General features: G+C 61.4%; 16 protein-coding genes. 5 read left to right on the top strand and 11 right to left on the bottom strand.

The features are described from left to right. Positions 1 to 57: 57 nt before the first annotated feature. Genes BSK43_RS33450 through BSK43_RS33430 form a run of 5 tightly spaced genes read right to left on the bottom strand, consistent with a single transcriptional unit; the run spans position 58 to position 5,099 of the window. Positions 58 to 762, bottom strand: coding sequence for an ABC transporter ATP-binding protein (locus BSK43_RS33450; RefSeq protein WP_077471495.1), 705 nt, complete (start codon positions 760 to 762; stop codon positions 58 to 60). Further along, a complete protein-coding gene (locus tag BSK43_RS33445; RefSeq protein ID WP_077471496.1) occupies positions 759 to 1,583 on the bottom strand; it encodes an ABC transporter ATP-binding protein in 825 nt (274 codons plus the stop codon). The genes BSK43_RS33450 and BSK43_RS33445 overlap by 4 nt, the downstream gene beginning before the upstream one ends. Further along, positions 1,576 to 2,433, bottom strand: coding sequence for an ABC transporter permease (locus BSK43_RS33440; RefSeq protein WP_077471497.1), 858 nt, complete (start codon positions 2,431 to 2,433; stop codon positions 1,576 to 1,578). Before BSK43_RS33440 ends, BSK43_RS33445 begins: the two co-directional genes overlap by 8 nt. Continuing rightward, entirely contained in the window at positions 2,430 to 3,512 is a 1,083-nt protein-coding gene (locus BSK43_RS33435) for an ABC transporter permease (RefSeq protein ID WP_136687433.1), read from the bottom strand. Before BSK43_RS33435 ends, BSK43_RS33440 begins: the two co-directional genes overlap by 4 nt. Then, a complete protein-coding gene (locus tag BSK43_RS33430; RefSeq protein ID WP_077471498.1) occupies positions 3,513 to 5,099 on the bottom strand; it encodes an ABC transporter substrate-binding protein in 1,587 nt (528 codons plus the stop codon). Positions 5,100 to 5,440: 341 nt separating this feature from the next. Between BSK43_RS33430 and BSK43_RS33425 the strand changes: the two genes are divergently transcribed. The 3 genes from BSK43_RS33425 (at position 5,441) to BSK43_RS33415 (ending at position 8,556) form a co-directional block, all read left to right on the top strand. After that, positions 5,441 to 6,541: an LLM class flavin-dependent oxidoreductase gene (locus BSK43_RS33425; protein ID WP_077471499.1), complete on the top strand. Its 1,101-nt coding sequence runs from the start codon at positions 5,441 to 5,443 to the stop codon at positions 6,539 to 6,541. 140 nt (positions 6,542 to 6,681) lie between these two features. Then, complete coding sequence (locus BSK43_RS33420) at positions 6,682 to 7,869, top strand: acyl-CoA dehydrogenase family protein (protein WP_077471500.1); 1,188 nt, start codon at positions 6,682 to 6,684, stop codon at positions 7,867 to 7,869. An 84-nt stretch (positions 7,870 to 7,953) separates the two neighbouring features. Then, a complete protein-coding gene (locus BSK43_RS33415) occupies positions 7,954 to 8,556 on the top strand; it encodes a DsbA family protein (RefSeq protein ID WP_077471501.1) in 603 nt (200 codons plus the stop codon). 72 nt (positions 8,557 to 8,628) lie between these two features. On the opposite strand, the gene BSK43_RS33410 is transcribed toward BSK43_RS33415, so the two are convergent. Continuing rightward, positions 8,629 to 9,963 (bottom strand): acetyl-CoA hydrolase/transferase C-terminal domain-containing protein, encoded by a 1,335-nt coding sequence (locus BSK43_RS33410; RefSeq protein WP_077471502.1) that lies wholly within the window; start codon positions 9,961 to 9,963, stop codon positions 8,629 to 8,631. A 150-nt stretch (positions 9,964 to 10,113) separates the two neighbouring features. Here BSK43_RS33410 and BSK43_RS33405 point away from each other — a divergent pair, with 150 nt between their 5' ends. Beyond that, positions 10,114 to 10,992 carry a glycosyltransferase family 2 protein gene (locus tag BSK43_RS33405; RefSeq protein WP_077471503.1) on the top strand — a complete coding sequence of 293 codons (879 nt, stop codon included), beginning with the start codon at positions 10,114 to 10,116 and terminating at the stop codon, positions 10,990 to 10,992. Between the two features lie 68 nt (positions 10,993 to 11,060). Here the strand turns inward: BSK43_RS33405 and BSK43_RS33400 are convergent, their stop codons facing one another. Next, positions 11,061 to 11,735 (bottom strand): GntR family transcriptional regulator, encoded by a 675-nt coding sequence (locus BSK43_RS33400; RefSeq protein WP_077471504.1) that lies wholly within the window; start codon positions 11,733 to 11,735, stop codon positions 11,061 to 11,063. Positions 11,736 to 11,968: 233 nt separating this feature from the next. On the opposite strand from BSK43_RS33400, the gene BSK43_RS33395 reads away from it, so the two are divergent. Continuing rightward, entirely contained in the window at positions 11,969 to 12,997 is a 1,029-nt protein-coding gene (locus tag BSK43_RS33395) for a proline racemase family protein (protein WP_077471505.1), read from the top strand. Between the two features lie 65 nt (positions 12,998 to 13,062). Here BSK43_RS33395 and BSK43_RS33390 read toward each other — a convergent pair whose 3' ends face one another. From BSK43_RS33390 to BSK43_RS33375, 4 genes are all read right to left on the bottom strand, one after another. Then, a complete protein-coding gene (locus BSK43_RS33390) occupies positions 13,063 to 14,751 on the bottom strand; it encodes an aconitase X (RefSeq protein WP_077471506.1) in 1,689 nt (562 codons plus the stop codon). A 76-nt stretch (positions 14,752 to 14,827) separates the two neighbouring features. Beyond that, positions 14,828 to 16,069 (bottom strand): FAD-binding oxidoreductase, encoded by a 1,242-nt coding sequence (locus BSK43_RS33385; RefSeq protein ID WP_077471507.1) that lies wholly within the window; start codon positions 16,067 to 16,069, stop codon positions 14,828 to 14,830. Next, on the bottom strand, positions 16,069 to 16,791 hold the full coding sequence (locus BSK43_RS33380) for an amino acid ABC transporter ATP-binding protein (RefSeq protein ID WP_077471508.1): 723 nt from the start codon (positions 16,789 to 16,791) through the stop codon (positions 16,069 to 16,071). Before BSK43_RS33380 ends, BSK43_RS33385 begins: the two co-directional genes overlap by 1 nt. Continuing rightward, positions 16,784 to 17,437, bottom strand: a complete 654-nt coding sequence (locus BSK43_RS33375; protein ID WP_077471509.1) for an amino acid ABC transporter permease — start codon at positions 17,435 to 17,437, stop codon at positions 16,784 to 16,786. The genes BSK43_RS33380 and BSK43_RS33375 overlap by 8 nt, the downstream gene beginning before the upstream one ends. Between the last annotated feature and the right edge of the window lie 7 nt (positions 17,438 to 17,444).

The raw sequence follows: 17,444 nt of genomic DNA, 5'->3' as shown, positions 1-17,444 counted from the left end.
GCCAAGCGAGGTCAAGCGCCCTGCCCAGTGTCCTTGCAAGACATCGCTTAGCGCGCGCTAGCTGAGTTTTGAGAGATCGTCGCGATCCATGATCCGCGTTATGGCGCCGGCGTCCATGACCGCGGCGCGATCGCACATATGGGCGACGACACCGGGGTCGTGGCTGACGAGCACGAAGGTCATGCCGTGCGAGGCCTTGAGATCATTGAGAAGATTGAGGATCCCCGCCTGGACCGACACATCGAGCGCCGAGGTCGGCTCGTCGAGCAACAACAGTTTCGGCCGTAATAGCAAGGCGCGGGCGATGGCAATGCGCTGCCGCTGGCCGCCGGAAAGCTGATGCGGAAAGCGCCGGCTCGCCGTTGCCGGAAGGCCGACCTGATCGAGCGCCGTTCGCACCTGCGCCTCAACGTCCTTTACGCCCCGCAAGGATAGCGGCTCACCGAGAATTCGCTCGATAGTATGGCGCGGGTGCAGGGAGGAATAGGGGTCCTGAAACACCATCTGAATGTTGTCGCGCAGGGTGCCGGCAATCTTTTTCCCGGATTGAAGCGGCTCCCCGAAGACGGAAATCGCGCCCTGCCAGTTGACGTTCAGCCCGGCGATGGCGCGCAGCACCGTCGTCTTGCCGCAGCCGGACGGGCCGATGAGGCCAAAGGTCTCGCCGCTCGCAATATCGAAACTGACGCCGTGCACGGCCGTGAACGCCTTGCGTGCGCCTGAAAAGGTGATGGAAAGATCGGAAACCGAAAGCGCGTTCATGCGTCGGCTCCGTATACCGGCAGGCGTGTGCCGTAGGTATCAGCCGATGGCCGTGCCGCCCAAAGGGCACGCGTATACGGGGATTCGGCACTGGCCAGCTCCGTGGCGGCCAATTCCTCCTCGATATGCCCGCCCCGCATCACCATCACCCGATCGGCAAATTGCGACACTTGCTGCAGATCATGGCTGATCAGCAGCAATCCCATGCCGAACTCCTCGGTCAACGAGCGCAGCAGCGCCAATATCTGGTTCTGAAGCTCGCGGTCGAGCGCGGATGTCGGTTCGTCGGCGATCAGCAGGCGCGGCCGGTTGATCAGCATTGCGGCAATCATGACGCGCTGCCCCATTCCGCCGGACAGGGCGGCCGGATAGCTCGCATAGATCCGTGCCGGATCGGGAAGTCCCACCTTGTGCAACATGTCCAGCGCCTGCTCGCGGCGTTCTGCAGCCGAGAGCCGCGTATGCAACAGCAAGGCCTCCTCGACCTGTCGACCGACCTTGTGTGCCGGGTTCAGCGAATATTTCGGATCCTGAAGGACAAGGCCGATACCGTTGCCGCGCACCTTGTTCCAGCCGGAAGGCGGCAGGGTCAGGAGATCCCGCCGCTCGAAGGAAAGCCGTTTTGCCTGCACTTTAGCCTGGCGCGGCAGCAGCCCCATGATCGCCCGCCCCGTCATCGACTTGCCGGAGCCGGATTCGCCGACGAGCGCGACGATCTCACGTTCCACAGAGAAGCTGATGCCATCAACGACACGGACCATGCCCGCCTCGGACGGAAAAGAAACCGTGAGATCCTGAACGGAGAGCAGCGGATCAGACATGACGGGGATCCAGTATATCGCGCAGACCATCGGCCAACAGGTTGAAGGCAAGCGAGGTGATGAGGATCGCAAAGCCGGGCACGGCGGCCACCCACCATTGATCGAAGATGACCTGGGTGCCCTCCGACACCATTGCGCCCCACTCGGCGGTCGGCGGGCGAACGCCGAGACCGAGGAAGCCGAGGCCTGCCGCGGCAAGGATGATGCCTGAGAGATCAAGGGCGAGACGGATGATGGCGGACGGCAGCACCAAGGGCAGCACATGCCCGTAAAGCAGCCGTATGCCCTTGATCCCAACCATTTCGGCAGCGGCGAGATAATCGCTCCGACGCAACCGCTCGGTTTCGACGCGGGCCTGGCGCGCATAGGCCGGCCAGCTTGTCAGCGACAGCGCCAGAGCGCCGTTGACGAGGCCCGGCCCCATGATGGCGACGAAGGCAAAGGCGAGCAGCAGCCGCGGAAACGACATGACGACATCGGTGATGCGCATCAGAATGCGCTCGACGATCCCGCCGAAGAAGCCAGCGACGAGGCCGACCGCTATGCCAAGGGGAGCCATGATCAGAACCACGAAAAGCAGCAGCAGCAAGGTCGATCGCGCACCATAAATTATCCGCGATAGCAGATCCCGCCCGAAACCATCCGTGCCGAACCAATGCGCAGCACTCGGCGGCATCAGCCGATTGGCCGTCTCCTGCAGATTGGGATCGTAGGGTGCGATCACCGGTGCCAGCAAGGCGAGGCACAGAATAAGAAGCACGATCGCGCTTCCCATCGCCGCCGAAGGCGAACGCAGGATACGCCGAACAAAAGAGGGGCCGTCAAGCGGGTGCTGAACGATGTCACTCACCGCTTCTTCCCCACATCGAGCCGCGCGACACCGAGATCGGTCAGCGCATTCAGGACGACGAAGGAGGCACCGACCACGAGCGTCGCCCCGAGGATCGCCGGCATGTCGCCGGCAAACATCGCCGTCGTCAGGTAGCGGCCGATGCCGGGCCAGGCGAAGACGGTCTCGGTCAGCACGGCGCCTTCCAGAAGGCTCGCATAGGAAAGGGCAATCACGATGAGAAGCGTCCCGGATATGTTCGGCATGATATGGGTAAAGACAATGCGGCCAAGGCTCGCCCCCTTGGCCCGCGCGGTCGTCACATATTCCTGCCCAAGCTCGGTCAGGATCGACGCCCGTGTCAGCCGCGAGATCGCGGCAAGCGCATGAAAGGCCAGAACGGTCGCCGGCAGTGCCAGATGCGCCAGCGCGTCTCGGAAAGCTCCTTGCTTGCCTGAAATCCACGCATCGATCAGCGCAAAGCCGGTGACGGATTTGACCGTATATTGGAAGACGACATCCGCACGACCCGGCCCGGGCGCCCAATGCAGGCGTGCATAGAAGAACAGCAGCATCAGCAGGCCGAGCCAGAAAATCGGCACGGAATAGCCAAGAAGCGAGACGAGGCGCGCCAAGCTATCCAGCCATGTCCCCTGCCACATGGCCGCGGCGATGCCGAGCGCCAATCCGATGAGCACGCCCAGAATGATGGCCGCCGTCGCAAGCTCGATCGTCGCCGGAAAAGTCCGCGCGATATCCTTGGCAACCGGCTGGCCGGTCGAAGTCGATTGCCCGAAATTCCCCGACAGCGCTGCCTCGACGTAACGAATGAACTGCACCGGCAGCGGCTGATCGAGCCCGAGTTCGACGCGCGCCTGCTGATAGGTCGATTGGCTGGCGTGATCGCCGACCATCTGCAGCGCCGGATCGATCGGCGACAGCCGCGTCAGCGCAAAGGTCACGAGCGCAAGCCCGAACAGCGTCAGCGCAAACGACCAACCCCAGGTGAAAAGCGATCTCACGAACGACAACTCCCGCCAGGTTTTCTTCTGGCGGGAGTTGCTCATGTCGGCATCGCATGGTGTGGCCGCTTGCGGCACTTACTTCTCCACCTTGTCGTAGTAGACCTGGTCTGCGTTGAGACCCTGGGCATAGTTCTTCACCTTGTCGCTTAGCACGACCTGATCGTTGCCTTGAAGCATAAAGATGAACGGCGAGCTTGCCTGGATCTTCTTCTGCAGATCCTGATAGAGCGCCACGCGTTTCGCCGCATCCTGCTCCTTGACGGCGGCAAGCGTCTGATCTGTCAGCTCGGGGATGACCCAACCGGCATATTTGGCGGCCGTGTTGGCGGAGTTGTCCTTGTTGATGGCAAAGGCGCTGGCGTTGGAGTGGGGATCGAAATAGTCGGGAATCCAGTAGCGCAGCGTCATCTCGAATTTGCCGGAACGACCCCGGGCATAGATGTCGCTTGCGACGCCCGGCTGGATGTCCAGCGTGATGCCGGCCTGCGCAAAGGTCGATTGCAGCGATTGCGCGATCGACAGGAAAGGCTGGTCGTTGAAGACGATGAACTCGACCTTGAACGGCGTCTTGATGCCAGCATCGGCCAGGATTTTCTTGGCCTTCTCGACATCGAGCTTGAACGGCGTATCCGTCAGCGCGCCGGGGAAGCCGACGGGCAGGAAGGCCTGATGCACGGTGCTCTGGCCACGAAGCAGGTTCTTGGCGATACCATCATAATCCACGAGGTAGCGCGCCGCTTCCCAGAAGGCCGGATTGCCGAGCGTCGGATTGGCCTTGGTGTTCAGCAGGATATAATCGGTGCGCGCCGACGGCACGGAGAGAACCTTGACGCCGCTCTTGGTCTTCAGCGCTTCGATCTGGTCGGCCGAAAGGCCGCGCGCAATATCCGCATCGCCCTGCTCGACCAGCAGGCGGCGAGCGCCGACATCGGGAACGTTGCGGATGATGACACTGTCGAGCTTCGGCTTGTCAGATGAGTTGGCATTTGCCTGCAGCACCAGCGCCTCGTGCGGCGTGTAGGTGGCGATCGTATAGGCGCCGCTTCCGGCCGAATTCGTCTTCAGCCAGGCATTGCCGAAATCGCCTTCCTTCGCCTGCGGCTCGACGGTTTTCTCATCGACGATCGAGGCGATCGGCGCCGTCAGCAGCGACAGAGCAAAACCGGAGCCGACATTGGCAGACCAGGTGAGCTTCACATGCTTATCATCAACCTTGGTGATGGCGGCATCGACATTGTCGGGCTTCCAGCCCAGCTCATTCAGAATGAAGGCCGGCGATTTATTGAGCTTCACCGCCCGGGTCAGCGAGAAGATCACGTCTTCGGCGCGGACCGGATTGCCGGAGGAGAACTTGGCATCAGCCAGCTCAAATGTCAGGCTGCGGCCATCGCTACCCGCTGCCCAAGAAGCGGCAAGCGCCGGCTCGATCTTCGTGCCATCTTCGCGGTTCGACTGTACGAGACGCTGGTAGAGATTGTTGAAAGACTGCACGGTCGTCAATTCGAAGCCTTCGGCAGGATCGAAGCTGACGGCATCGTCGATCGACTGGGCAACCACAAGCACGTTCGGTGGCGTTTCAGCCCGAACGGCTGATGCGCCGAGCAGAAGCGCCAGGCTGATGGCTGTCCCCAATAGTCGGGAACGAGAGGCAATGATCGACATGGATGAACTCCCTTAAATGTCTTTTTGCGCAGCAGTCGCGCTAGTTTTTCATTGTGCCCGATGCGGCTCAACTAGATGGAAGCATGTAGCAATCTCTTTGTCTGTAGGCAGGCTAAATCGATCCTGCTTTTCACGATTCTTTCGAAAATAATTCCGGGGTTTGCAGGTCTTCACATGGCGGCGATATGCCGGGGTCCTTCGCCTGACAGCATATGCGGCGCGATTTCAGGAAATAATTTCTATAAAATTAGTAGACTAAAGAAAGACAGGTCTTTCTCTTTCATGGTGCCGGCCCCTAAGGTTTGGACATTAGCGCCGGATAGCGCACGAGAGGAAAAACGATGCCGACCGAATTCATCAGCGTGACGTTCCCCAATGCCTCGACCGAGCTCAATCCCTTGCCAAGCCCGGCAATCGATCCGCGGTTTCTGGTTCGCTATGCCCGATCGCTCGATGACTACGGCTTCAACTACACCTTGGTCCCATACGATTCCTCATCCTTCGACCCCTTCACCATCGGTGCGACGATCGCGGCCAATACGAAGAACATAAAGATCATCATCGCGCTGCGTCCCAACACGCTCTACCCGACCGTGGCGGCAAAGGCGCTCTCCACGCTCGACCAGCTGAGCGAGGGGCGTGCCGTCGTCCATTTCATCGCCGGCGGCAGTGACGAGGAGCAGGCGCGGGAAGGCGATTTCCTGACGAAGGAACAACGTTACGAGCGGCTGGAGGAATATATCCACATCCTGCGCCGCGCCTGGCAATCGCCCGAGCCCTTCGATTTCGACGGGAAATATTACCAGTTCAAGCAGTTCCGCAACGCGGTGCGTCCGGTCAACGGCACCATTCCCGTGTCGGTCGGCGGATCGTCCGATGACGCCTATCGCATCGGTGGCGCACTTGCCGACATCTTCGGCCTGTGGGGCGAGCCGCTGGCGGAAACGAAAGAGCAGATCGACCGCATCCATGCCGAAGCCAAGCGGGCCGGGCGCAGCGATAGGCCGCGCATCTGGGTAACCTTCCGCCCGATCGTCGCGGAAACGGATGAACTGGCCTGGACGAAAGCCAAGCAGGTGCTGGTCGCATTGCAGGACAACCGCGCCAAGGGTCTCGGCAAAGTGCCGGCCTCGGCGCCAGCGCCGCAAAATGTCGGCTCGCAGCGACTGCTGGAAATTGCGGCGCGCGGTGACGTGCATGACCGGGCGCTGTGGTATCCGACCGTCAGCGCCACCAACGCCCGCGGCGCTTCGACCGCGCTTGTCGGATCGCCACAGACCATCGCCGACTCCATCCTGGACTATGTCGATCTCGGCGCAGAACTGATCTCGATCCGCGGTTATGACAATCTCAACGATGCCATCGACTATGGTCGCTATGTGCTGCCGTTAGTCAGGGCCGGCCTGCTGGAGCGGGCGGAAGGCCAACGGAACGTCGCCTGACGAGGCCGCAATCCCTTCGGTAAGCCCGTCATCCCTATGGTGGCGGGCTCACTCTCTTTAAGACAATAAACCCGACGCCAAAACATGGTGAAACCCACGCCGAGGTTGCCGGGCGGCTCTCATTGAAAAGGCCAAACCAAGTGTCCCAGAACAGGTCCGATCTGACCGATATCATCCGGAAACTGGCCGATGCAGCACCGGCCGCCGATGCTACCTGCGAGTTTCCATGGGTCGGGATCAGGGCCGTCCATGAAAGCGGCCTCCTCGAAAGCACCGTCGGCAAGCGCTTTGGCGGCGCGGGAGCTTCGCTGCCGGAGGTGGCGCGCATCCTCGCCGACCTCGGACGCGGCGACCCATCCGTAGCGCTGATCAGCGCCATGACGATTTTCACGCATTTGGGCGAGGCTGGCCGTAACCGATGGCCGGAAGGTCTCTATCGAGGATTGCTGGCGGAGGCCAAGCACCGCCCCATCCTGCTCAACGCGGCCCGCGTCGAGCCCGACCTTGGCTCGCCGGCGCGCGGCGGCCTGCCTGAAACCGTGGCGCGCCGCACGGGAAACGGCTGGTCGATCACCGGTCGCAAGCGCTTCGTCACCGGCGCGCTCGGGCTCACGCATTTTCTCGTCTGGGCATGCACGGATGAGAAGCCGCAACGTGTCGGCACCTTCGTCGTGCCGGCTGGCCTGCCGGGCATCGACGTCATCCACACATGGAAGAGCCTCGGCATGCGCGCCAGCGGTTCTCATGACGTGCATTTCACCGATGTGGAAGTGCCCCGCGAAGATGTGCTCGATCTCGTCGATGCCGGCAGCGGTGCGCAGGACAATCGCGCCCATGCCAGCATGACGCTGGCGCTGAGCGCAATCTATCTCGGTGCCGCCGAGGCGGCTCAGGCAGCTTTCGTGCGCTTCGCTCATGAACGCGTCCCTTCCAATCTGGGCTATCCCATCGCCCGCACCGAACGCTTCATTTCGCTTGCAGGCGAAATCGATCTTCTCGTTGGCGGAGCGCGGGCGCTCATCTTCAATGCGCTGGACTACAGCCTCGACGATCCCGAGGCTCTCATCCGCGCCCGCCTCCTGGCCGGACGCCAGCTTCTGAAGGCGGCGCGCCTCGCCGTCGGTGCGCTCGGCAATCCCGGCCTCAGCGCCGATCTCGGCATCGAACGGCATTTTCGCGATATCCAGTCCGTTCTCGTTCACGCGCCGCAGGAAGACACGGCAATCGCCATTCTCGGCCGCACCGCGCTGGGTCGCGGACATCCAGCATCGCAATCGCCTGCAAGCGTGCCGACATCCGCCACCAATTCCATTCTCAAAGCCGGTTGACCGACCAGGACCAAAAGACTGAGATGCACTGACACTGCCCGACGGGGTCGCGAGACCTCATCAAATTCAAAACGGAAATGGAAAATGACAAAGACGATCGACTACTTCTTCGGCATCGGTTCTCCCTGGGCCTTCATCGGGCTTGAACCCTTCGGTGCACTGGCAGCACAATACTCAGCGGAAATCCGGCCCTTCATCATCCCCCTTGTCGAGGAAAACGGCGCCATCTCGTCCAAGAACCGGCCGGAAGCGCGGCGGGCCTATTGGTACAAGGATCTGAAACGCTGGGCAGCCTTACGCGGGAAAACACTGAATTTCGATGACCGCGCCGGCCTATCCGACCCGACGCCTGCCGCACTGCTCGTCCTTGTCGCACAGCTGGAAGGACAGGATTGGTTCGCACTGACGAAGGCCCTGCAGGAGGCATTCTGGGTTCGCGCAGAAAATATTGGCGATGCCGCAGTCCGCAAGGCGATCGCGGACGCTGCCGGCCTCGATGGAGCTGCGCTCGAAAAGAGGGTACAACAGGATGATGTGCAAGCCATCTGGAAATCGAACTACGAAGTCGCCAAGACGGCCGGCGTCTTTGGATTTCCGACGTTTCGCTACGAGGGCGAGCTCTATTGGGGGCAGGATAGCCTGCCATTCCTGGAGCGTCATCTGAAGGGCGAGAAGCTCGTCGCTTGAGACGAACAATCTCGATCGGAACGGCCAGGGTACAGACCGCTCCCTGGCCGTGTCGATATGTAAAATGCGACGTCAGCTCAGCGAACGAAGTCCCGCCGCATGCGCGGCCCTGTCCAGCTCCTCGCGAAAATCCGGGTGAGCCAGCCCGATCAGTGCCTTTGCCCGATCAGCCACGGATTTGCCCTTGAGGTTCGCCCAGCCATACTCCGTCACGATAATATGTGTGTCGTTGCGCGAGGTGGTCACCGGTCCCGTCAGCGCTGGAACAATGCGTGAGATCGTCCCTTTTGCCGCCGTCGAATGGCAGGCGATGATCGATCGCCCGCCGCGCGAGGCATAAGCGCCGCGTACGAAATCCACCTGCCCGCCGGAGGCACTGAACTGTCTTCCGTTGACGAATTCCGAGTTGCAGGCGCCGTTCAGGTCGACCTGCATGGTGGCGTTGACCGACACCGCACGGTCATTGCGGGCGATGACGAAGGGATTGTTCACATAGTCGACCGGATGGGCTTCGACATCCGGGTTGTCGTGCAGGAAGTCGTAGAGCGGCTGATCCCCCAGCGCAAAAGTGAAGATCGAGCGGCCGACATGCGTCTGCTTGCGGCTGTTGTCGACCACGCCCGCCTTGACCAGATTGGCAAGACCCGCCGTCATCATTTCCGTATGGATGCCGAGATGGCGATGTTTCGAGAGCCGCGCGCACACAGCATCCGGCAAGGCGCCGATGCCCATTTGCAGGCAATCACCATTTTCCACCAGACCCGCGATGATCGCACCGATCGCATCGTCCACCTGGTTCGGCGGCGCCGGAGGCAAGATTGGCAGGCCGACATCGTTTTCGACCAACGCCGCCACGCTCGAGACAGGGATCATGCAATCGCCGCGCACATAGGGCATCCGGGCGTTGACTTCGAGGATCAACCGAATTCCCGGCTTGCGCGATACCGTCAACGCATAGTCGGTGCTGGCGCCAAGGCTGAAATTGCCATCCGCATCCATCGGCGCGACCGTTGCAATCAACGTGTCGACGCCGACATGCTCGACCAGCGAGCGCGGCACCTGGCTGAAGTGGCAGGGGACCAAATCGACAGGAGGCAGAGCCTCGGCCGATCGCCTCTTGTCAAGCGCACGCTCCACGCCTCCGTGGAAGTAGCTGACGGGGATGATCTGGTGGCGCAGGTCGAAATCAAAAACGCTGGTGCCCGCCACGCCGGTGCAAAGAAGGTAGTGAAGCCGTACATTGTCGACGGCCCCGGCCCTTGCCCGTTCGGCAAGCGCCGCAAGGATGGCCGGCGGTTGACCCGCCGCTATGGGCATGGCGACTTTCGCGCCCGACGGGATAAGAGCGACGGCCTCCGCGGCGGATCGCAGGCGTTCGCGATAGAGTATCTGATGGCTGTTGGTCATTGGGCCCTCCTCCCAACGCTATTTCAGATCAAATCGACATCCATTGCAATGGGCACATCCCATGCGGTTCATGCTCACAACCATCGGCACAACCAAGAATTAACGCGTTGATGCTTCTGTATATCGGGGTTGGTATGGGCGGGAAGCATTATGAAGATTGCCGTGGGTGTGGCGACGTCCGGTCGCAAAGCGATATTGGCCTGTATGATCGACAGGCTGGCTGCGCAGACGCGCAAGCCAGACCATCTGTTCCTCAGCCCCGCGACCGATGACGATATCGATATGGAACGCCTGCGCTCAGCGCCGTTTCCGGTGAGCATCATATCATCCCCCAAGGGGAGCTGCCCGCAGCGTAACGCGATCATTCATGCCGCCGCCGGCATGGATATGCTTACTTTTTTCGATGATGACTTCTTTCCCGCCACCAATTATCTCGCGGAAACCGAAGCGTTGCTGGAAGCCGACGAAAACATCGTCGTCGCGACCGGACACGTCATTTACGACGGCATCGGCGGGCCGGGCCTGACGGTTGAGGAGGCTGACCGGATCCTCAAGGGAGATGCGGACCCTGATCCCGCCCCCGTCATCGAGGCCACGCACAATGCCTACGGCTGCAACATGACTTTCCGTCTGCAGCCTATCCTCACCCATCATGTCTATTTCGATGAGGAGCTGCCGCTCTATGCCTGGCAGGAGGATGTCGATCTTTGCCGGCGGCTGCGTGCATATGGTACGATCGTCAGGTTCAATCGGCTGCGCGGCGTCCATCTCGGCGCCAAAGTCGGCCGCACCTCAGGCTTGCGCTTCGGTTACTCTCAGATCGCCAACCCGCTCTATCTTGTCAGAAAGCGTACCGTATCGTTGAAATGGGCGCTGAGGCTTATGGGCGGCAACGTCGCCTCGAACATCGTCGGCTCGATCAAACCACCGCCCTACATCGACCGTCGCGGCCGTCTTCGCGGGAATCTGGTGGCGCTTCGTCATCTGTTGAGCGGATCGCTCGATCCGAAATATATCACCAATATGTAGGCCTGGAGCGATATATGGGCATGCGGCAATCATGACCGCATCCGCTTGCTGCGGATAAAAGCCAGCCGCTAGGCTCGCCGTCCGGGAAGGTGATGCTGCAAGGACTGGCACGCACCCATGATGTGATCCGTCAAGAAGGCGGCGGCTTTTTCCACATTGCCTGTCCTGCAGATCGCCAGCAATTCGCGATGCTCGCGATCAGCCGTTTCCTTGCCGTGCGACAGCGTGAGCTGTACCCGCAGGTAGCGCTCAAGCCGATCATTAACGGACCGTATGGTGCTGACGAGATAAGGTCTCTCGGCATCCTCATAGAGGCAACTGTGGAATTGCCAGTTCAATTCCGACCAGCGTGCCACGTCGGTCTCCCCGGCAAATGCGTCACAGTAGGCCTGTGCCTTCTCGAAGGTCTTTTCCGTCATGAAGGGAACTGAAAGCCTCAGCGCATTCGATTCCAGAATGGCCCGCACCTCGAAAATCTGGACGATTTCCGGTTCGGATACGCTGGTGACGACAGCACCTCTGTTGCGGTGAAACTCCACCAGTCCCTCCGCCTCGAGCCTTTTAAGGGCCTCGCGAACCGGGATCTTGCTGACATTGAAGAGACGGGCAACGTCGTCTTGCCGAATGGGCTCTCCCTCATCAAGGGAACCGTCTGCAATCGAATCCCGGATGAATTTCAGGATCAGGTCGGAAGTGCTCGGCGCCTTTCCCAGATTGGGTATGTCATCGACATTAAGGGGCATTCAGGCATTATTCCTTGGATCGCACGCAAGGTGAGCGGAGTTTTTGAAGTCGCAACCATCCCTCAATATCGTGATCTGGTTCTGCGACGCAAGGGCGCATTCCGGTCGCTTCGGCTCGCGGATTCAATGCGCTCTCGGCTCTAGGGCAAGGCTTGACGCACCTGGAATATCGTATACGCTATCCGAAATTATCGAATAACGTATACGATATTGGCGATAAGAGGGATATTTCAATGCGCACATCGAAAGTCATCCATGTCGTGAGCTGCCATGCGGAGGGAGAGGTCGGCGATGTCATCGTCGGCGGGGTGGCTCCTCCCCCTGGCGCCACCGTCTGGGAACAGTCACGCTGGATCGCGCAAGACGAGACTTTGCGGAATTTCGTTCTTAACGAGCCACGCGGCGGCGTCTTCCGCCATGTAAACCTGCTGGTTCCCCCGAAAGATCCCAGGGCGCAGATGGCCTGGATCATCATGGAGCCTGCCGACACCCCGCCCATGTCCGGATCGAATTCGATCTGCGTTTCCACCGTTCTGCTCGACACCGGCATCATCCCGATGCAGGAGCCGATTACCCGCATGGTGCTGGAGGCGCCAGGCGGCCTCATTGAGGTGAAGGCCGAATGCCGCAACGGCAAGGCCGAGCGCATTCACGTCCGCAATGTCCCGTCCTTTGCCGATAAGCTCGATGCGAAGCTGGAAATCGAGGGCATCGGCACAATCACGGTGGATACCGCCTATGGCGGCGATAGTTTCGTGCTGGTGGATGCGGCGTCACTGGGCCTCAGCCTGCAGCCCGATCAGGCGCGCGACATAGCCCGCCTCGGCGTGAAAATCACCGAAGCGGCCAATGAGCAACTCGGCTTCCGCCATCCCGTCAACGACTGGAACCACATCTCCTTCTGCCAGATCACCGACCCCGTCCAAATGAAGGATGGCGTCCTCTGGGGAAAGAATGCCGTCGCCATTCGCCCCGGCAAGATCGACCGCTCGCCGACGGGCACCGGATGCTCGGCGCGCATGGCCGTTCTCCACGCCCGAGGTCAGATGAAAGTCGGCGACCGGTTCGTCGGAACCTCGCTCATCGACACGGAATTCCATTGCAGCATCGACAGCGCCGTCGATCTCAACGGCAAATCGGCGATCAGCCCGATCATCTCAGGCCGCGCCTGGATCATCGGCACGCATCAGCTGATGGTGGACCCCGACGACCCGTTTCCCGCCGGCTATCGCCTCTCCGATACCTGGCCGATGGATCTCTAGCTGAACGGCCGCCCGTCATTGTTGAAGGCATTCATCAAAGTGCCTTCCGCCTAATCTGCCTAGTGTCAAATCCAGTCAGGCGCCCCTACTGGAACACGCCCGGTCAAGGCTGCCTCCACGCAATCGGCAAGGCTGCCGAAGCGCACGACCCGGCCACTGAGGCCCGGCCCGTAGTGAGCGTATTTGCCCGAATTCGTCATGACTGCCCGCGTGCCGGGCGGAAAGACAGGCTCTGAAATCGAGCACCAGCAAAGATCGGGCAGAACCTGCACACCGCTGTCTCGCAGCCGCGCCAGTGTCCCCTCTTCCTGTGCCTTGGCGATGACATCACGTCCCGCGGTAACGATGACCATCACCCCAGACAGACGGCGGCGGCCGGCAAAGGCATTGGCGAGCGCACGACATTCGGCGAGCGAAGCATGCGGGCTGCCGATGGCGACGAGCTCGACCTGCTCCGGTCCCTCGTTCAACATCTTCCAAGCAGCGGCCATGTCGGCGCGCGTAATGGCGTGGCGGTCGGCAGCCGGATGCTCGGCATCGCCAGCCTCCGGGGTGACGCCTTCGACATGCAGCATGGGTGCGGCAGACGTCGTGCCGAAGGCGGCGCACAGCGCCTTCAGATCATCCCGCGACGGATTTCCGGCGGCAAGACCGCGCAGCATAGGAATGCGATCCGGAGAAGCCTTGCCGGCGAGATAACCGATCAGCGGCCAGAAGGCATCGTCGCGATGCTCCGGCAATTCCACATCGAGGATGCGCGTGGCCTTGCGGTTTTCATCCAGATAGACACCCGAGAGCGGCGCGCGACCGGTCAGCGCAATGCAGAGGTCGAGGAAATCCGGGTGCTTGGCCGTACGCGCACCAAGCACGGTGTTGGCGAAAATGACCGCGTTGGATTCGGCCCAGCCAATCGCCTCGCCGGCACCCGGCGCGCTTTCAAGCAGATAGGGCGAACAGGTGAAAGTCGGGCGGCAACCCATGCGGACATAAGCATCCGCCAATCGCACGGCCGGATCGCCGAAATCCTCCGGCACGCCCTGCGACCGCCAGTTGGCGCGATCGACGGAGATGGCGTTCATTGTTGTGGGAACGCGCACGCGACCGCCGAGATCGGCCATCTTCTCGGCGAAGGTGAGGTTGGCCGGGCTTGCATAGATGCAGCCGTCGATATGGCCCTGCGTCACATCAATCAGGGATGTCGCGCCCTGTTGCGCCGCCATGGAAATCAAGATCCGCATGGCCTGGGCAACGGCAACGCCTTCGCCACCCTCGAGCATGGAGCGGTCAGCTTCCGTCAAGTAGAGTGCCGAGGTGACGGGCGGCAGAAGAGGAATGGTCTCGCCGTCGGCCACGATGGCAGCGGCTTCGATCCGGATGATCTTTGCCTGCGACAGACCGGCGAAGATATCCGGCCGCAAACGCACCACCGGCAACTGCCGATCAAACATTTCCGCGGCGACGAGTGCTCCGAGGGTCAGTACATCCTCGTCTTCGCAGAAGATCAGAGCGGCGGGTGCGCGGCCCGTCAGCGCCAGATCGAGCAGCACGCCGGAGCCGGTGCAGGACCCACGGCTCGAAGGCATCATCAGCACCGCGCCGGTGAGACATTCGCCGTGCAGGGGATGGTGGACATCAATGACGCGGCCGCTGGCGGGATCGACCCCACCCCAGAAGCTGAGCGCCTCCTGCGTGGCGACGACGTGGCCCTCCGCCGTGCCGTCCATGATGCTGCGAGCGAGTGCCGTGTCGGTCATTTCACCGTAAATCCATGCGCAAGAGGACGATCATTGTTGATGCGCAAGGCGACATGCATCGCCTTGCAGATCTCTATCAGAAGCGTTGCGGCGAGAAGGACGCCAGGTCGATGGGCGGCGTCTGTCCGGTCAGGAGGTCGGCAACAAGGCGCGCTGTTCCCGCCGACTGGGTCAAACCGAGATGGCCATGGCCGAAGGCATAAAGCACATCCGGCGTTGCCCTGGCGCGGCCGATGGCGGGCAGGCTGTCGGGCAGTGACGGCCGGAAACCCATCCATTGCACGCCGCCCTCCGGCTTGAGGCCGGTCAGGAAGCTGCGGGCCTTCTGCAGCATCGCCTCGGACCGACGAAAATTGGCCGGCAGCGTGAGGCCGCCCAGCTCCACGGCGCCGCCGACACGGATACCCGTCGACAGCTTACTGACGACGAAGCCATGACCACCGAAGGTTACCTGCGTACGCAGGTCGAAGGCACCGGCCGGAAGCGTGGTGTTATAGCCGCGTTCCGTTTCGAGCGGGATATGTTCGCCGAGCGTTTTAGCTATCCGGTGCGAGAAGGCGCCGGCGGCCAGAACCACCTTGCCGGCCTCGCGCAACTTTCCATCCGTCGCCACCACCTCGACGCCGCCAGGGACGGGGTGAAGCGCCGAAATCTCCGCGGTTTCGATGAGGCCACCCCGGCTGCAAAAATGCTGCGCCAGCGCCAGCGTATAGAGCTTGGGGTCCGCGATGGAATACCAGCCGGGCGTGAAGGTGCCGAGGATGAAACGGGATGCGAGCCCAGGCTGGATCGCTGCCATCTCGTCGGATTTCAGATGCTGGAACTCGATGCCGTGATTGCGGCGCACCTCCCAACCGGGAAGCGAAGCCCGAAACTCTGCCTCACTCTCATAAACCTGAAGGTTACCCTCCTTGCGCAGCATGGAAAGCGTGTCGGTCGCCGCGAGAAACGGTTCCAGCTCCGCTTTCGACAGATCCATCAGCTTCGTCTGCGCTGCGGTCGCCGCGGCCACGCGTGATGGTTGGCAAGCCCGCCAGAACCGAAACATCCAGGGCGCGATCTGAAGCGCATAGGCTGGCGGCACCGACAGCGGACCCAGGGGGTCGAGAAGCCATTTTGGCGCCTTCTTCAGGATGCCGGGGGAAGCAAGCGGCAGAATATCCGTGAAGGCGAAGGCGCCGGCATTGCCGGCGGAGGCGCCGGCCGCTGGTCCTTCGCGATCTACGACCACAACAGTCAAGCCACGAGACTGGGCGGCAATCGCGGTGGAAAGGCCGATCACGCCCGCCCCAATGACGATAACATCAGGTCTCGCCATCAACGTACGCTCGCGAGGAATTTCTGCGTTTCCGGATGCTGCGGCGCGCCGAAAATCTGCTCCGGCTTGCCGATTTCTGCCATCACGCCCTGATGGAAATAGGCGACACGATCCGAGACATCGCGGGCAAACGCCATTTCATGCGTCACGCAGATCATCGTCATCCCTTCTTCCGCGAGCATCTTCAGCGTATCCAGCACCTCGCCGACCAGCATGGGGTCAAGCGCTGAGGTCACCTCGTCAAACAGCATATATTCCGGTGACATGGCAAGCGCCCGAGCGATCGCCATGCGCTGCTGCTGACCGCCCGACAGGCGCGACGGGTAGATCGAAAGCTTCTCGGCAAGACCGACATGGGTGAGCTGCTTTACCGCGATCTCCTCGGCTTCCCGCCGAGAGATGCCAAGCACCTTGCGCGGCGCCAGCATGACGTTTTCCAGCACGGTCAGATGCGGGAACGCGTTCCATTGCTGGAAGACGATGCCGACCTTGCGGCGCAGTCTGTTGAGGTCCGTCGACTTTGCATGCACCTCTAAGCCGTTGATGCGGATGCGGCCGGAATCGATGGGCTCCAGACCGTTGATACAGGTCAGAAGCGTCGATTTTCCCGAACCGGAACCGCCGATAATGGTGACCACCTCGCCCTTTTCCACGGTGAGGTCGATCCCCTTCAGAACTTCGAGCGGGCCGAAGGATTTGCGGACATTTTCAATCTCAATCATTGGGGGACCACCGTTTTTCGAGATAACCGCCAAGGCGGGCGACCGGGAAGCTGATGATGAAGTAGATCGCGCCGCAGATCGTCAGGATCAGCAGCGGCTCATGCAGCCGGGTGACGAGAACCTGCGAGGCGCGCAGCAGCTCGATCAATCCCAACCACAGGACAAGCGCCGAATCCTTCATGACGCCGAGCGAAAGGCCGATCCACGAGGGAAGTGAAACGCGCGTGGCAAGCGGCGCCACGATGTAGCGCATATCCTGGCCCCAACTCATGCCGAGCGAACGCGCGGCGCGACGGGTATTGGGCGGGACGGCGGCGATGCCACCGCGCACGATTTCGGTGCAATAGGCCGCCATATAGAGCGACAGCACCACGCAGGAGGTAGTGAAGGGCGCCCAGCCGAGCTTCAGGATGGATTGCAGCGCATTGCCGAGAACCAGCTGGATCAGCAGCGGCACCGAGCGGAATATATCGAGCAGGAAGGTCAGCGGCGCCGACCAGAGGGAACCGGCCTGAACGCGGATCACCCCGAAGATGATCCCGAGGATCGTGCCCGCCGCGACGGACACGCCAGTCACCAAAAGTGTCATCCCCGCGCCTTTCGCGAGGAAAAGGAGATCGTTCCAGGTGAGGGCTGTATCGAACATTTCTCGT

Origin of the sequence: Rhizobium sp. P44RR-XXIV (assembly GCF_001999485.2) — a bacterium.
Classification (GTDB): Bacteria; Pseudomonadota; Alphaproteobacteria; order Rhizobiales; family Rhizobiaceae; genus Rhizobium.
Note: the sequence above shows the minus strand (reverse complement) of the source record. Positions and strands in the feature narration are given on the sequence as shown.

Bases quoted from the DNA above. Each gene is read 5' to 3' on its own strand.
- BSK43_RS33450 (WP_077471495.1), bottom strand. From the start codon at position 762: ATGAACGCGCTTTCGGTTTCCGATCTTTCCATCACCTTTTCAGGCGCA.
- BSK43_RS33430 (WP_077471498.1), bottom strand. From the start codon at position 5,099: ATGTCGATCATTGCCTCTCGTTCCCGACTATTGGGGACAGCCATCAGC.
- BSK43_RS33415 (WP_077471501.1), top strand. From the start codon at position 7,954: ATGACAAAGACGATCGACTACTTCTTCGGCATCGGTTCTCCCTGGGCC.
- BSK43_RS33425 (WP_077471499.1), top strand. From the start codon at position 5,441: ATGCCGACCGAATTCATCAGCGTGACGTTCCCCAATGCCTCGACCGAG.
- BSK43_RS33385 (WP_077471507.1), bottom strand. From the start codon at position 16,069: ATGGCGAGACCTGATGTTATCGTCATTGGGGCGGGCGTGATCGGCCTT.
- BSK43_RS33375 (WP_077471509.1), bottom strand. From the start codon at position 17,437: ATGTTCGATACAGCCCTCACCTGGAACGATCTCCTTTTCCTCGCGAAA.
- BSK43_RS33380 (WP_077471508.1), bottom strand. From the start codon at position 16,791: ATGATTGAGATTGAAAATGTCCGCAAATCCTTCGGCCCGCTCGAAGTT.
- BSK43_RS33395 (WP_077471505.1), top strand. From the start codon at position 11,969: ATGCGCACATCGAAAGTCATCCATGTCGTGAGCTGCCATGCGGAGGGA.
- BSK43_RS33390 (WP_077471506.1), bottom strand. From the start codon at position 14,751: ATGACCGACACGGCACTCGCTCGCAGCATCATGGACGGCACGGCGGAG.
- BSK43_RS33410 (WP_077471502.1), bottom strand. From the start codon at position 9,963: ATGACCAACAGCCATCAGATACTCTATCGCGAACGCCTGCGATCCGCC.
- BSK43_RS33400 (WP_077471504.1), bottom strand. From the start codon at position 11,735: ATGCCCCTTAATGTCGATGACATACCCAATCTGGGAAAGGCGCCGAGC.
- BSK43_RS33445 (WP_077471496.1), bottom strand. From the start codon at position 1,583: ATGTCTGATCCGCTGCTCTCCGTTCAGGATCTCACGGTTTCTTTTCCG.
- BSK43_RS33405 (WP_077471503.1), top strand. From the start codon at position 10,114: ATGAAGATTGCCGTGGGTGTGGCGACGTCCGGTCGCAAAGCGATATTG.